At 68.4% G+C, this 13,638-nt stretch carries 17 protein-coding genes and 1 tRNA gene; 15 read left to right on the top strand and 3 right to left on the bottom strand.

Going from position 1 to position 13,638, the window contains the following annotated elements; translation table 11 throughout:
* Nucleotides 1-27 precede the first annotated feature (27 nt).
* From tatA to tatC, 3 genes are read left to right on the top strand one after another with little or no spacing between them, the layout of a single operon-like run.
* Complete coding sequence (gene tatA, locus GON04_RS23800; RefSeq protein ID WP_157400440.1) at nt 28-273, top strand: Sec-independent protein translocase subunit TatA; 246 nt, start codon at nt 28-30, stop codon at nt 271-273.
* Between the two features lie 25 nt (nt 274-298).
* Nucleotides 299-760: a Sec-independent protein translocase protein TatB gene (tatB, locus tag GON04_RS23795; RefSeq protein WP_181653737.1), complete on the top strand. Its 462-nt coding sequence runs from the start codon at nt 299-301 to the stop codon at nt 758-760.
* Nucleotides 760-1,551 (top strand): twin-arginine translocase subunit TatC, encoded by a 792-nt coding sequence (gene tatC / locus GON04_RS23790; RefSeq protein ID WP_157400438.1) that lies wholly within the window; start codon nt 760-762, stop codon nt 1,549-1,551. Before tatB ends, tatC begins: the two co-directional genes overlap by 1 nt.
* A 7-nt stretch (nt 1,552-1,558) precedes the next feature.
* On the opposite strand, the gene GON04_RS23785 is transcribed toward tatC, so the two are convergent.
* Entirely contained in the window at nt 1,559-2,704 is a 1,146-nt protein-coding gene (locus GON04_RS23785; RefSeq protein ID WP_157400437.1) for a S1C family serine protease, read from the bottom strand.
* Between the two features lie 100 nt (nt 2,705-2,804).
* Between GON04_RS23785 and GON04_RS23780 the strand changes: the two genes are divergently transcribed.
* A complete protein-coding gene (locus tag GON04_RS23780) occupies nt 2,805-3,563 on the top strand; it encodes a Nif3-like dinuclear metal center hexameric protein (RefSeq protein WP_157400436.1) in 759 nt (252 codons plus the stop codon).
* Complete coding sequence (gene pdxA, locus GON04_RS23775) at nt 3,560-4,597, top strand: 4-hydroxythreonine-4-phosphate dehydrogenase PdxA (protein ID WP_157400435.1); 1,038 nt, start codon at nt 3,560-3,562, stop codon at nt 4,595-4,597. Before GON04_RS23780 ends, pdxA begins: the two co-directional genes overlap by 4 nt.
* Nucleotides 4,598-4,604: 7 nt before the next feature.
* On the opposite strand, the gene mscL is transcribed toward pdxA, so the two are convergent.
* The gene (mscL, locus tag GON04_RS23770; RefSeq protein ID WP_157400434.1) at nt 4,605-5,036 is read right to left on the bottom strand and encodes a large conductance mechanosensitive channel protein MscL; all 432 of its coding nucleotides are present in this window, start codon (nt 5,034-5,036) and stop codon (nt 4,605-4,607) included.
* A 139-nt stretch (nt 5,037-5,175) separates the two neighbouring features.
* On the opposite strand from mscL, the gene petA reads away from it, so the two are divergent.
* From petA to GON04_RS23730, 8 genes are all read left to right on the top strand, one after another.
* On the top strand, nt 5,176-5,778 hold the full coding sequence (petA, locus tag GON04_RS23765) for a ubiquinol-cytochrome c reductase iron-sulfur subunit (RefSeq protein ID WP_157400433.1): 603 nt from the start codon (nt 5,176-5,178) through the stop codon (nt 5,776-5,778).
* 7 nt (nt 5,779-5,785) lie between these two features.
* Nucleotides 5,786-7,264, top strand: coding sequence for a cytochrome b (locus GON04_RS23760; RefSeq protein ID WP_157400432.1), 1,479 nt, complete (start codon nt 5,786-5,788; stop codon nt 7,262-7,264).
* A gap of 14 nt (nt 7,265-7,278) precedes the next feature.
* The gene (locus GON04_RS23755) at nt 7,279-8,043 is read left to right on the top strand and encodes a cytochrome c1 (RefSeq protein ID WP_157400431.1); all 765 of its coding nucleotides are present in this window, start codon (nt 7,279-7,281) and stop codon (nt 8,041-8,043) included.
* Between the two features lie 99 nt (nt 8,044-8,142).
* Entirely contained in the window at nt 8,143-8,754 is a 612-nt protein-coding gene (locus GON04_RS23750; protein ID WP_027100926.1) for a glutathione S-transferase N-terminal domain-containing protein, read from the top strand.
* An 18-nt stretch (nt 8,755-8,772) separates the two neighbouring features.
* Nucleotides 8,773-9,282 carry a ClpXP protease specificity-enhancing factor gene (locus tag GON04_RS23745; RefSeq protein WP_157400430.1) on the top strand — a complete coding sequence of 170 codons (510 nt, stop codon included), beginning with the start codon at nt 8,773-8,775 and terminating at the stop codon, nt 9,280-9,282.
* A gap of 35 nt (nt 9,283-9,317) precedes the next feature.
* Nucleotides 9,318-9,392 (top strand) — tRNA-Thr (locus tag GON04_RS23740).
* Nucleotides 9,393-9,594: 202 nt separating this feature from the next.
* Nucleotides 9,595-11,178 carry a hypothetical protein gene (locus tag GON04_RS23735; protein WP_157400429.1) on the top strand — a complete coding sequence of 528 codons (1,584 nt, stop codon included), beginning with the start codon at nt 9,595-9,597 and terminating at the stop codon, nt 11,176-11,178.
* A 134-nt stretch (nt 11,179-11,312) separates the two neighbouring features.
* Nucleotides 11,313-11,873, top strand: a complete 561-nt coding sequence (locus GON04_RS23730) for a YbhB/YbcL family Raf kinase inhibitor-like protein (RefSeq protein WP_157400428.1) — start codon at nt 11,313-11,315, stop codon at nt 11,871-11,873.
* A gap of 50 nt (nt 11,874-11,923) precedes the next feature.
* Here GON04_RS23730 and GON04_RS23725 read toward each other — a convergent pair whose 3' ends face one another.
* Nucleotides 11,924-12,406, bottom strand: coding sequence for a HugZ family pyridoxamine 5'-phosphate oxidase (locus GON04_RS23725; RefSeq protein ID WP_157400857.1), 483 nt, complete (start codon nt 12,404-12,406; stop codon nt 11,924-11,926).
* 9 nt (nt 12,407-12,415) lie between these two features.
* Between GON04_RS23725 and GON04_RS23720 the strand changes: the two genes are divergently transcribed.
* Nucleotides 12,416-13,270, top strand: a complete 855-nt coding sequence (locus tag GON04_RS23720; RefSeq protein ID WP_232533173.1) for a hypothetical protein — start codon at nt 12,416-12,418, stop codon at nt 13,268-13,270.
* A 173-nt stretch (nt 13,271-13,443) separates the two neighbouring features.
* A complete protein-coding gene (locus tag GON04_RS23715; RefSeq protein WP_157400427.1) occupies nt 13,444-13,605 on the top strand; it encodes a DUF1328 domain-containing protein in 162 nt (53 codons plus the stop codon).
* Nucleotides 13,606-13,638 lie beyond the last annotated feature (33 nt).

The following is a 13,638-nucleotide window of genomic DNA, read 5'->3' as shown; positions in this document are numbered from 1 at the left end:
CCCCCTCAGTTCATTCAGGAGTAATCCATGGGTTCCTTTTCCATCTGGCACTGGTTGATCGTGCTGTTGATCATCGTGCTGGTCTTCGGCACCAAGAAGCTCAAAAACATGGGCTCCGATCTCGGCGGCGCCGTCAAGGGCTTCAAGGACGGCATGCGCGATGGCTCCACGCCCGACACGCCCACCCCGCCCGCGGGCCAGGTGACCAACGCCCCGGGCACCACCGAAGCCGGCAAGACCACCATCGACGTCGAGGCTCGCAACAAGTCGTGACGCCTCTCCGCGGAAAGCGCCCGGCGTGATCGACCTCGGCATATCGAAGATGGCCCTGATCGGGGCCGTGGCATTGATCGTCATCGGCCCCGAGAAGCTGCCGCGCGTGGCCCGCACGGTGGGCACGCTGCTGGGCAAGGCACAGCGCTACGTCAATGACGTCAAGGCCGAGGTCAACCGGTCGATGGAGCTCGACGAACTGCGCAAGATGAAGGAGAGCGTCGAGACCGCCGCCCGCGACGTCGAGAACTCGGTGCGCACGGGCGCCAGCGAGTTCGAGAAGACCTGGTCCGACGCGGTCGCCGCGCCCGAGGCGCAGCCGCTGGCCGAGCCGCCTTCGGTTCCCGAATACAAACATCCGAAGAAGAAGTGGCGCCTCAAGCGCGGCGCCACGCCCCAGTGGTACAAGGCACGCGCGGGGGTCCGTACCCGCGCGCTGTCGGGTGCGGCGCGGGTCGCCCGGTACCGTCCGAAAAAGTTCAACTGATGTCCGATCCTGACAAGGACGACGAGCTCGCGGGGACAGAGCAGCCGTTCGTTGCCCACCTGGTCGAGCTGCGCGACCGCCTCATCAAGGCCGTCATCGCCATCGGCATCGCCGCTGCGGTGCTCGCCGTCTGGCCCGGCCCCTCGGCCCTGTACGACATCCTGGCGGCGCCGCTGGTGGCCCACCTGCCCAAGGGCGCGACGCTCATCGCCACCAACGTCATCTCGCCGTTCGTGGTGCCGCTGAAGATTCTCTTCATGGCCGCCTTCATGCTGGCCCTGCCCGTGGTGCTGTACCAGGTATGGGCGTTCGTCGCCCCGGGGCTGTACTCGCACGAGAAGCGGCTGGTGCTGCCGCTGGTGGTGTCCAGCACGCTGCTGTTCCTGTTCGGCGTCGCGTTCTGCTACTGGTTCGTGTTCGGCCAGGTGTTCCAGTTCATCCAGAGCTTCGCACCCAAGAGCATCACGGCCGCGCCGGATATCGAGGAGTACCTCAGCTTCGTCATCGGCATGTTCCTGGCATTCGGCCTCGCCTTCGAGGTGCCGGTGGCCGTCATCCTGCTGGTGCGCATGGGCGTGGTCACCGTCACCCAGCTGCGCCAGTGGCGCGGCTACTTCTGGGTGCTGGCGGCGGTCGGCACGGCGCTGGTCACGCCGCCCGATGCGGGCTCGATGCTGATCCTGCTGGCCGTGGTCGGCGGGCTCTACGAAGTCGGCATCGTGGCCGCCCAGGTGTTCCTCAAGAGCACCGTCGCCCCGGCCGACGACGCGCCGGCCGCCACAGACTCCTGATCCGGCACTAGCGCTGCGGCGGGCGCGGGCGCAGGCCCGGCGTCACGTCCAGCCGCAGCGGGTCGTCGCGGCGCTGCAGCTTGAAGGCCGTCGGGCTGCCGGGCTTGAGCGCGGCCACGTTGGTCAGCAGCTCCGACACGTTGCCGATCGGCTTGCCGGCCACTTCCAGGATCACGTCGCCGGGCCGGATCCCGGCCTGCGCGGCCGGACCGTTCTGCAGCACCCCGGTGATCAGCACGCCGGTGCGGGCCTTGACCCCGAAGGTCTCCATCAGGTCGGGCGACAGGTCGGCCGGCTCGACGCCGATCCAGCCGCGCCGCACCACGCCTTCCTTGACGATGCCCTCCAGCACCTGCTTGGCAGTGGAGACCGGGATGGCGAAGCCGATGCCCAGGCTGCCCCCCGAGCGCGAGTAGATCGCGGTGTTCACGCCCATCAGCTGGCCGCCGACGTCGACCAGGGCGCCGCCCGAGTTGCCGGGATTGATGGCGGCGTCGGTCTGGATGAAGTTCTCGAAGGTGTTGATGCCCAGCTGGTTGCGACCCAGCGCGCTGACGATGCCGCTGGTGACGGTCTGGCCGACGCCGAACGGGTTGCCGATGGCCAGCACCTGGTCGCCCACCTGCAGCGAGTCGCTGTTGCCCAGCGTGATCACGGGCAGGCGCTCCAGGCTGATGCGCAGCACGGCCAGGTCGGTGTCGGGGTCGGTGCCGATCACTTTGGCGCGCGCCGAGCGGCTGTCGTTGAGCGTCACCTCGATCTCGTCGGCGCCCTCGACCACGTGGTTGTTGGTGAGGATGTAGCCGTCGGGGCTGATGATCACGCCGCTGCCCAGGCCGACCTGGGGCTGGCCGTTGCCCTGGTCGCCGAAGAAGAACCGGAACCAGGGGTCGCTGGCCTGCGGCCCGCGCGGCGGCGCCTTGCTGGCGTTGATGCTCACCACCGCCGCGGAAGCGCGCTGCGCGGCGACCCGGAAGCTGCCCGGCGGGGCGGGCGCGGTGGCCGCCTTGGGCGCCTCGACCAGCGCCACGCCGGTGTCCTGGGTGAGCGTGGGCGCCTGCCGCACCCATTCGGGCTTGAGGGTGGCGACGATGAACCAGGCCGCCAGCAGGACCGTGACGGACTGGGAAAAAACGAGCCAGAGGCGGCGCATGGCGGACGGTGGTAGGTGAACCGCCGGAGTGTAGTTCGCGGGTGGCGCGCCGCGGTAGGCTGCGCGCGCTGTTCCACAATCGGGCTTTTCCCCTCCCACCATGGTCACCCGCCAGCACCTCGCGCAGTCCTTCGACACGCTCCTGCAGCCCGAGCGGTTCCGCGACTACGGCCCGAACGGCCTGCAGGTCGAGGGCCGCGCCGAGGTGCGCCGGCTGGTGTCCGGCGTCACCGCCAGCAAGGCGCTGATCGAGGCGGCCATCGCCGACCGGGCCGACGCCATCCTCGTGCACCACGGGCTGTTCTGGCGCGGCCAGGACGGCCGGGTGACGGGCTGGATGAGGCAGCGCCTGGCCCTGCTGCTGGCCCACGACATCAACCTGTACGCCTACCACCTGCCGCTGGATGCCCATTCCGAGCTGGGCAACAACGCCCAGCTCGGGCGCGTGCTGGGCCTGGCGGCCAGCGGCCGGTTCGGCGAGCAGGACCTGGGCTTCCTCGGCGCCCGCCAGGACGGGGGGCGCTTCCCCGATGCCGCCGCCCTGGCGGCGCACGTCGAGACGGCGCTCGGCCGTGCGGTCACGCTGGTCGAGGGCGCGGCCGGCCCGATCGAGCGCCTGGCCTGGTGCACCGGCGGCGCGCAGGGCTACTTCGAGGCGGCGATCGCCGCCGGTGCCCAGGCTTTCCTGACCGGCGAGATCTCGGAGCCGCAGGCGCACTACGCGCGCGAGTGCGGCGTCGCCTTCCTGGCCTGCGGCCACCACGCCACCGAGCGCTACGGGGCGCCGGCGGTGGCGGCCCACGTGGCCGGCGCCCTGGGCCTGGAGCACCGCTTCATCGACGTGGACAACCCGGCATGACGGCGCCGCGCCCGCTCGCCATCACCCAGGGCGATCCCGCCGGCATCGGCGGCGAGATCATCGCCAAGGCGTTCCGGCGCGCGCCGGAGCTGCTCGAGGGCTGTTTCGTGGCCGGCGACCTGGCCCACCTGCGCCGCGCCTGCGCCGCGGCCGACCCGGGTGCGCTGCCGCTGCCGATCGCCGTCATCGAGCAGCCGGCGCAGGTCGTCCAGGTGCCGCCCCATTGCATCCCGCTGCTGCAGGTCGGGCCAGCGCGGCCGCTGGTTCCCTGGGGCCGGATTGACGCCGCGGCCGGCCGGCTGGCGGCCGACGCCGTGGTCTGGGCCGCCCGGGCGGCGCTGCGCGGCGAGGTGGCGGGGCTGGTCACGGCGCCGCTGCACAAGGAGGCGCTGGCGGCCGCCGGGGTGGCGTTCCCCGGTCACACGGAACTGCTGCAGGCCGAGGCGGCCTGCCATCGCGGCCTGTCCGTGGCCGAGCTGCCGGTGCGCATGATGCTGGCCAGCGACGAGTTGCGCACGGTCCTGGTCAGCATCCACGTGTCGCTGCGCGATGCCATCGAGGCGGTCACGCGCGAGCAGGTGCTGCAGACCCTGCGCATCACGCACCAGGCGCTGCAGCGCGTGCTGGGCCGCGCGCCGCGCATCGGCGTGGCCGGCCTGAATCCGCACGCCGGCGAGGGTGGCCTGTTCGGGCGGGAAGAGCTGGAGGCCATCGCCCCGGCCGTGCAGGCAGCACGCGGCGAGGGCATCGATGCCAGCGGCCCGCATGCGCCGGACACGGTGTTTATGCGGGCGCGGGCGACGCCGCAGCGGCCGGGCGAATTCGACGTGGTGGTCGCGATGTACCACGACCAGGGCCTGATCCCGGTGAAGTACCTGGGCGTCGACAAGGGCGTGAACGTCACCCTCGGGCTGCCGCTAGTGCGCACCAGCCCCGACCACGGGACGGCGTTCGACATCGCCGGCAGCGGCCGCGCCGATCCGGCCAGCCTGCTGGCGGCGATCCGGGTGGCGCGCGACCTGGCCGGCGCCTGAGCGGGCCTTACTTGCGCAGGCTGTCGCGGATCTCGCGCAGCAGGACGATGTCCTCCGGCGGGGCCGACGGCGCTGCGGCGGCCGGCTCGGCGTGCGCCCGCCGCAGCCGGTTGATCTGCTTGACCAGCATGAAGATCACGAACGAGAGCAGCAGGAAGTTGACGGCGACGGTCAGGAAGCTGCCATAGGCCAGCACCGGGACGCCGGCCTTCTTCAGGGCGTCCAGGGTGGTGGCCGTGCCGGGCGGCACCGTCCGCAGCACGACGAAGAGGTTGGAGAAATCCAGGTTGCCGATGATGGCGCCGACCACCGGCATGATGATGTCGCCCACCAGCGACTCGACGATCTTGCCGAATGCGGCGCCGATGATCACGCCGACGGCCAGGTCGACCACGTTGCCCTTGAGCGCGAATTCGCGAAATTCCTTCAGGATCGCCATTGCTTCTGCTCCTCGTTGACCTTGGAGCGCGCAGTATGGCCGGGAACGGCCTTCGGCAGCGCCTGCCCACTGGAATCACGTCGATACGCTCCGCTACAATCGCGGGTTGACCTTCCCAGCGACCCCTTTCGAGGACTTCATGAGTGACACCCCAGTGGACACCAGCAAGAGGACGTGGCTGATCGCGTCCACCTGTGCTGGAGCGGCAGGCGCTGCATTCACCGCCGTACCGTTCGTGGCCGGCTTCCAGCCGTCGGAACGCGCCAAGGCCGCGGGTGCCCCGGTGGAAGTCGACATCTCGGCTCTCAAGCCGGGTGAGAAGATGACCGTGGAATGGCGCGGCAAGCCGGTCTGGATCCTGCGGCGCACGCCCGAGATGCTGGCGTCCGTGAAGCAGGTCGACGGCGAAGTCGCCGACCCCGAATCCGACCGCAAGTCCTACCCCACGCCCGAGTACGCCAAGAACGAGCACCGCTCGATCAAGCCCGAGTTCTGGGTCGGCGTGGGCATCTGCACGCACCTGGGATGCTCGCCGTCCGACAAGCTGCAGCCCGGCCCGCAGCCGTCGCTTCCCGACAACTGGGGCGGCGGCTTCCTGTGCCCCTGCCACGGCTCCACCTTCGACATGGCCGGCCGCGTGTTCAAGAACAAGCCGGCCCCGGACAACCTCGAAGTGCCCCCGCACATGTACCTGTCCGACACCCGCCTGCTGATCGGCGAAGACAAGAACACCAAGGCTTGAGGCGTGCATGGCTGAGTTCAAGGAAATCTCCCCCAATGCCAGCGCCGGCGAGAAGCTGGGCAACTGGTTCAACAACCGCTTCCCGACCTTCGGGGAGCAGATGCGCTACCACGTCACGGAGTACTACGCTCCGAAGAACTTCAACTTCTGGTACTTCTTCGGCTCGCTGGCGCTGCTGGTGCTGGTGATCCAGATCGTCACCGGCATCTTCCTGGTGATGAACTACAAGCCCGACGCGGGCCTGGCGTTCGCATCGGTCGAGTACATCATGCGCGACGTCCCCTGGGGCTGGCTGGTGCGCTACATGCACTCCACCGGCGCCTCGGCGTTCTTCGTGGTGGTGTACCTCCACATGTACAAGGGCCTGATCTACGGCAGCTACCGCAAGCCGCGCGAGCTGGTCTGGATCTTCGGCTGCGCGATCTTCCTGACCCTGATGGCCGAAGCCTTCATGGGCTACCTGCTGCCCTGGGGCCAGATGTCCTACTGGGGCGCGCAGGTGATCGTGAACCTGTTCTCGGCCATCCCGTTCATCGGCCCCGACCTCGCCCTGCTGATCCGCGGCGACTACGTGGTGAGCGATGCCACCCTGAACCGCTTCTTCAGCTTCCACGTCATCGCGGTGCCGCTGGTCCTGCTCGGCCTGGTGGTCGCCCACCTGCTGGCCCTGCACGACGTCGGCTCGAACAACCCCGACGGCGTCGAGATCAAGGGCCCGAACGCGCCCCGCGATGCCAACGGCAAGCCGCTGGACGGCATCCCGTTCCATCCCTACTACACGGTCCACGACCTGGTCGGCGTGACGGTGTTCCTGATGGTCTTCTCGGCGGTGATCTTCTTCGCCCCCGAGGCCGGCGGCTACTTCCTCGAGTACAACAACTTCATCCCGGCCGACCCGCTGAAGACCCCGCCGCACATCGCGCCGGTCTGGTACTTCACGCCGTACTACTCGATGCTGCGTGCCATCACCAGCGAGATGGCCGCCGTGCTGGCCCTCATCGTGCTGGCTGCCGCGTTCTTCAGCACCCGCCGCCTGGCCGGTTTCCTGAAGCCGGTGGTGTGGGTGGTCGCCGTCGCGGTCGCCATCATGCTGGGCCTGCTGCCCACGCTGGCCGCCTGGCTGCACCTGCCGCTGGGTGGGCTGTTCAAGACGCTCTCGTTCCTGAACGGCATCGACGCCAAGTTCTGGGGCGTGCTCGTCATGGGCGGCGCCGTCATCATCCTGTTCTTCCTGCCGTGGCTCGATGCCAGCCCGGTGCGCTCGATCCGCTACCGTCCCTCGTGGAACAAGTGGGTGTACGGCGTGTTCGTGGTGAACTTCGTCGTGCTGGCCTACCTGGGCACCCAGCCGCCGTCGCCGGTGGGCGAGCGCATCTCCCAGCTGGGCACGCTGTTCTACTTCGGCTTCTTCCTGCTGATGCCGTGGTGGAGCCGCCTGGGCGAGTTCAAGCCGGTGCCCGAGCGCATCACGTTCGCCGCGCACTGACGGGAAATCCAAGAATGAAAAAGCTCCTTCTCTCCCTGGCGTTCTCGCTGGCGGCGGTGCTGCCGCTGGCGCCTGCCCAGGCCGCCTCCGAGGGCGTGGCCTGGGACCGCGCGCCCAACATGACCAACGACCTGCCGGCGCTGCAGAGCGGTGCCAAGCTGTTCGTCAACTACTGCCTGAGCTGCCACTCGGCGGCGTTCATGCGCTACAACCGCCTGCAGGACATCGGCCTGTCCGAGCAGCAGATCAAGGACAACCTGCTGTTCGCCACCGACAAGGTCGGCGACACCATGAAGGCGGCGATCGATCCCAAGCAGGCCAAGGAATGGTTCGGCGCCGTGCCGCCCGACCTCACGCTGGTCGCCCGCTCGCGCGCCGGCCACGGCGGCACCGGGGCCGACTACCTGTACACCTTCCTGCGCACGTTCTACCGCGACCCGACCAAGGCGACCGGCTGGAACAACCTGGCGTTCCCCAGCGTGGGCATGCCGCATGCCCTGTGGCAGCTGCAGGGTGAGCGTGAGCCGGTGTTCGACACCCTGCAGGAGCACGGCCACGAGGTGCATGTGTTCAAGGGCTGGAAGCAGGTGAGCCCGGGCACGATGACCCCGGCCCAGTACGACCAGGCTGTCGCCCACCTGGTGGGTTACTTGCAATGGATGGCCGAGCCGGCCCAGAACACGCGGGTTCGCATCGGCGTCTGGGTGATGCTGTTCCTGCTGGGCTTCACGTTGATTGCCTGGCGCCTGAACGCCGCCTACTGGAAAGACGTCCGCTAGACCGTTGAAAACGCGGTCCGGCCCGGCCGGATGCGCGTCCCCGTGGACACGGTCGGCTCGCCGACCGTGTTTTCGCTTTTTGATAAGGAGCCATTTCCCATGATGGTGCTGTATTCGGGGACCACGTGCCCCTTCTCCCACCGCTGCCGGTTCGTGCTGTTCGAAAAGGGCATGGACTTCGAGATCCGCGACGTCGACCTGTACAACAAGCCGGAAGACATCAACGTGATGAACCCGTACGGCCAGGTGCCCATCCTGGTCGAGCGCGACCTCATCCTGTACGAGTCGAACATCATCAACGAGTACATCGACGAGCGCTTCCCGCATCCCCAGCTGATGCCCGGCGACCCGGTCGACCGCGCCCGCGTGCGCCTGTTCCTGCTCAACTTCGAGAAGGAACTGTTCGTGCATGTCAGCACGCTCGAGTCGCGCGCCTCCAAGGGCAACGAGAAGGCGCTGGAGAAGGCCCGCTCGCACATCCGCGACCGCCTGACCCAGCTGGCCCCGGTGTTCCTGAAGAACAAGTACATGCTGGGCGAGAACTTCTCGATGCTCGACGTTGCCATCGCGCCGCTGCTGTGGCGCATGGACTACTATGGCATCGAGCTTTCGAAGAATGCCGCTCCGCTGCTGAAGTACGCCGAACGCATCTTCTCGCGCCCGGCGTACATCGAGGCGCTGACGCCGTCCGAGAAGGTGATGCGCAAGTAAGCTCAGCTGCGAAGAACGATGAACGCCCTGGAATCGACGTCCACGCGCCCCTACCTGATCCGCGCGCTGTACGACTGGTGCACCGACAACGGCCTCACGCCCTACGTCGCGGTGCAGGTCGACGACTCGGTCCAGGTGCCGCGCGAATACGTCAAGAACGGCGAGATCGTGCTGAACATCAGCTTCGACGCGACCAGCTCGCTCAAGCTGGGCAACGAGTTCATCGAGTTCAAGGCCCGGTTCGCGGGCACCGCGCGCGAGATCATGGTGCCCGTCAACCGGGTGATCGCGATCTACGCCCGCGAGAACGGGCAGGGCATGGCCTTCCCGGTGCCGCCGACGGCCACCGCCGAGGAGCCGGCGGGCTCGCGTCCCACCCCGCTCACCAGCGTGCCTGCGGCCGGCGCGCCGGAAGCCGATCCAAAGGTGGTGCAGCTGGTCACGCCCGAGGCGACCGGGCCCAGCCCCAACGGCGAGCCGCCCAAGCCGCCGTCGGGCCCCCGGCCGGCCCTCAAGCGCATCAAGTGACCCCTGGCGCGGCCGTGCGCCTAGAATTTGCCTGCGCCGATTTAGCTCAGTGGTAGAGCAACCGCCTTGTAAGCGGTAGGTCGTCAGTTCGATCCCGACAATCGGCACCAAACCCAGGGGGTCTGTCGGCCCCCTTTCGTATTCGCTTGCGGAATGGCGAATGAGCGACGAGGTGTGACCGGTCGCTGCCCGGGGCGGGCCTTGTCTTGCCATTTCCCCACACCGTCGACCCCTCAGACCGGGCGGACGCCCGGAAAGCGGTGCGGTAGCTCAGGCGTACCGGAAAATGCCGGGAACGCCCCGGAGACCCCCATGAGCAACCCCGACATTGCCCCCATCCAGACCAGGCCGTCCGGCAGCAGTTCGGAGCCGGCGATCGTGACCTTCGCGGTCAACGATCCCGAGGTGTTGTTGGCATTGGGCGAGTACCCCGAGGGCAGCGCGCGCACCAACTTCCTGGTGACCGCCCTGAAGGTTGGCGTGCTGTCCCTGAAGGCGGCGCGCGGCACGCTGGACACCGACACGGTGCGCCGCGAAGGCGACCGCCTGATGGAGCAGCTCGGCGAGCGGCTGAACGCCTGGCGGGGCAAGTTCGAGGAGCGCGTGACGGGCTCTCTGTCCCACTACTTCGACCCCAAGGAGGGCCTCTTCGTCGAGCGGGTCGACCGGCTCACCAAGGCCGATGGCGAGCTGGCCACCGTCGTGCGCCAGCAGGTCCGCGATGCCGAGCAGAGCCTGTCGAAGGTGTTCGACCAGTTCATCGGCGAGAACAGCCTGCTGCTCAAGGCGCTGGACCCGAGCGGCGACAACCAGCTGATCGCCAACCTGCAGCGCACGCTCGATGCCGTGGTGCAGGCGCAGAACGTCTCCATCCTCAACCAGTTCTCGCTGGACAACAAGGAAGGCGCGCTGGTGCGCTTCCTGTCGGAGCTGACCAGCAAGCATGGCGACCTGAACAAGGCCCTGTCCGAGGACATGCAGTCGGTGGTGGCCGAGTTCAGCCTGGACAAGCCCGATTCGGCGCTGTCCCGCCTCGTGGGCCAGGTGGAAGCCACGCAGCGCCGCCTGACGGCCGAACTCAGCCTGGACAGCGAGAACTCGGCCCTCAAGCGCATGTACCTGATGCTGCAGGAGCACCAGCGCATCAACGTCGAACAGAACACCCGCCTGGCCGAAACCCTGAACGCCGCAGTTCAGGCCCTGCAGGCCCGCCGCGAAGAGTCGCTCAAGAGCACGCGGCACGGGCTGGAGTTCGAGGCTGCGCTGGGCGACCACCTGCGTGGCCTGGTCGCTGCGGGCGGCGACCTGGCGCAGGACACCGGCGCGACCACCGGCCTGATCCCCAACTGCAAGGTGGGAGACCACCTCATCACGATCGGCCCGGAAAAGGTGGCCGCCGGCGCGCGCATCGTGGTCGAGGCCAAGGAGAGCGCCTCCTACGACCTGAACAAGACCATCGAGGAAGCGGAGGTCGCGCGGCGCAACCGCAGCGCCGGCGTCTGTGTCTTCGTGCACTCGACCCGGACGGCGCACGGCTCGATTCCCGTTTTCGCCCGCTATGGGCACGACATCGTCGTGCGCTGGGACGCGGAGGACCCCGCCGGCGACGTCTGGCTGCAGGCGGCCCTGATGGTGGCGACGGCGCTCTCGGTGAAGGCGGCCACGCACGGCAAGCAGGACGCGGCCAGCTTCGACAAGATCGACAAGGCCATCGAGCGCGTGCGCAAGCACATCGAAGGGTTCGAGGAGATCAACACGTCGGCGACGACGGTGCAGAAGTCCGCTGAGCGCATCCTCAAGCGCGCGAAGTTGATGGAGGAGGGCCTGGCGGGCCAGGTCGAGTCGATCGTGGAGGAGTTCCTCAAGCTGAAGGATCGCGCGGCCGACGAGCAGTGACGTGGACGGTCGTGGGGCGGGCGCGGCCACCGCGCTCTCCTGCCGACCGTTCCCGACGCGTTCGCGTTCCGGCACCTTGGCTTGACCGCCCCGTGGCGGGGTCGCATCATCGCCCTCGCTGACAGGAGATGCCCATGCGAACCACGCTCATGTTCCTCGCGGCGTTCGGCGTCGCGAGCGCCCAGGCTGCCGGCTTCAAGCTCGAAAGCCCGGACGTGAAGGCCAATGCGACGATGGACAAGAAGTTCGAGGCCAACGTGTTCGGCTGCAGCGGCGAGAACAAGTCGCCCGCGCTCAAGTGGAGCGGCGCGCCCAAGGACACCAAGAGCTTCGCCGTGACGGTGTACGACCCCGATGCGCCGACCGGGTCGGGCTTCTGGCACTGGTTCGTCTACAACATTCCCGCGAACGTCACCGAGTTGGCCGCCGATGCCGGCGCGCAAGGCGGCGCCAACCTGCCCAAGGGCGCCGCGATGAACCGCATCGACTACGGCTTCGCCGCCTGGGGCGGCGCCTGTCCGCCGCCGGGCGACAAGCCGCATCGCTACGTCTTCACGGTCTATGCACTGAAGACCGACAAGCTCGAATTGCCGCCCGACGCGACCGCCGCCGTCGCCGGCTTCATGACGAACGCGAACAAGCTCGCGTCGGCGACGTTCACCGCCAAGTACGGCCGTCCGGCGCAGAAGAAGTAGTCGCGCGGTTCCTGCTGTCGCGGGAAAGCCCGCGGAGACGCGCGCGCCGATCAGGCCGGAATGCCTCGCAGCACCGCTTGCAGCGACTCGCCTGCCAGGCTGTGCGCCCGCCCGAATCCCGCGATGAGACGCGCGGACTGGAGGCGCAAGGCAAAGATCGAAAAGTCCGCCAGTTCGAAGGTCTGCGCCGCATCCGGGAAACGCGCCAGGTAGCGCTCGCGAGCACCCAGATAAGCCTGGCCGTCGGGCGCCAAGGGCAGGGCTTCGGCGACGAGCGACACGCGCGGCAGCGCCTGCGGCGAGGTCGCACCGTCGGTGTCGGCCGTCACCAGGACGCTCACCCGCGGATGGTCGAGCATGTCCCGGGTATGGGTGGCCAGAGCGCTCACGTGGATCAGCAGTTGCATCTCCGATGGCGCGAGCACGAACGGCACCATCGAGATGGCCGGCTCGCCGCGGTGGAGCGTGGCGAGCGCCGCGATGGGGCGCTCCAGCAGCAGGCGTTGCAGCAGTGCGGTTGCATCCGGATCCATCGCGGCATTGTGCGGCAGCCATCCGTCGACGCTGCTCAGCGGGACGCAGCCGCTGGCCGACGCTACGATCGACCACTTCGCAACCGCTGCCTGAAGGTCCATTTGCTCGCCTCCATCCTGTCGCGCCGCTGCGTGCCGCTAGCCAGCCTTCTCCTGGGGGCCTGCCTGTCGGCGGTCCACGCGGCGGACGGCGGCCCCAGCGGCCACGAGGGGGAGGAGCCCTGGAAACTGACCACGGGCGTGTACGCAGTGTCCGGCGGTGGCCAGCAGAGCGCGCAGGCCCTCGACGTGAACCTGCGCCGCTCGGGCTCCTTCGGCAATGGCTGGATCGGCTGGTATCGCCAGAACAGCGATGGGCTGACCCAGTGGCGCGCGGGCTGGGACCGCTTCTTCGCTGCCGGCCCCGCGCGCATCCAGCCTGCGCTCCAGGTCGCCTCCGGCGGCTTCTTCGGAGCGACGGTCTCCGTCGAAGCCGGTCAACCCTGGTTCGCCGGAGTCGGCGCCGGTCGCACCAACCTTCGGCCCTACGTCAACCTGAACTTCGATCCCAACGACATGGTGATGGCCTCGTTCGGCCACCGGTCGGACCACGACCAGGTGCAGTTGCTGCTCATTGCCGACAACCGCCAGCACCCGGACCAGCGCCACCTGCACCTGAACTGGAAAACGGACCGGGATGGCGGCGAAAAACTCACCTGGGACATTCTCGCCAAGCAGGGCGACGTCGATGGTGAGCACATCCGCCGCGTCGGCGCTTCCGTGACGTACGACTGGCCGCGCTGGTCCCTGCGTGCAGCATGGGACCCCAAGGTGAACTTCACGCCCCAGAACATGTTGCGGCTGTCAGTGGCCAGCCGGTTCTAGGCGGCTGCCGCGGCGCTGAGCGCCCAGTCCGCAGCCACGGTTGCGTCCTACAGGCGGGGACGAGGGCGCGGACATGCAGTAGCGCCGGCCGCTGATCATGCGCGCGGCCAAGCCACTTAATCTTTTTGCCGGGCCTGCACCCGAGGGGTGCGCCATTCCGACAGGAGTCCGACATGCTGCATTACGCCGTCGTCTTTTTCGTCATCGCGCTGGTCGCTGCGCTGTTCGGTTTCGGGGGCATTGCCGCCGGCGCCGTCGAGATCGCGAAGATCCTCTTCTTCGTCTTCCTCATCCTGGCTGTCGTCGCCTACCTGTTCGGAGGCCGCAGGCCTTGAGGGGCTGCGGGCGTTCAGCCCGGACGGTTGCCA

The sequence above is a fragment of the Ramlibacter pinisoli genome (assembly GCF_009758015.1).
Taxonomy (GTDB): domain Bacteria; phylum Pseudomonadota; class Gammaproteobacteria; order Burkholderiales; family Burkholderiaceae_C; genus Ramlibacter; species Ramlibacter pinisoli.
The sequence above is the reverse complement of the archived record's forward strand: the minus strand, read 5'-3'. Positions and strand labels throughout refer to the sequence as shown.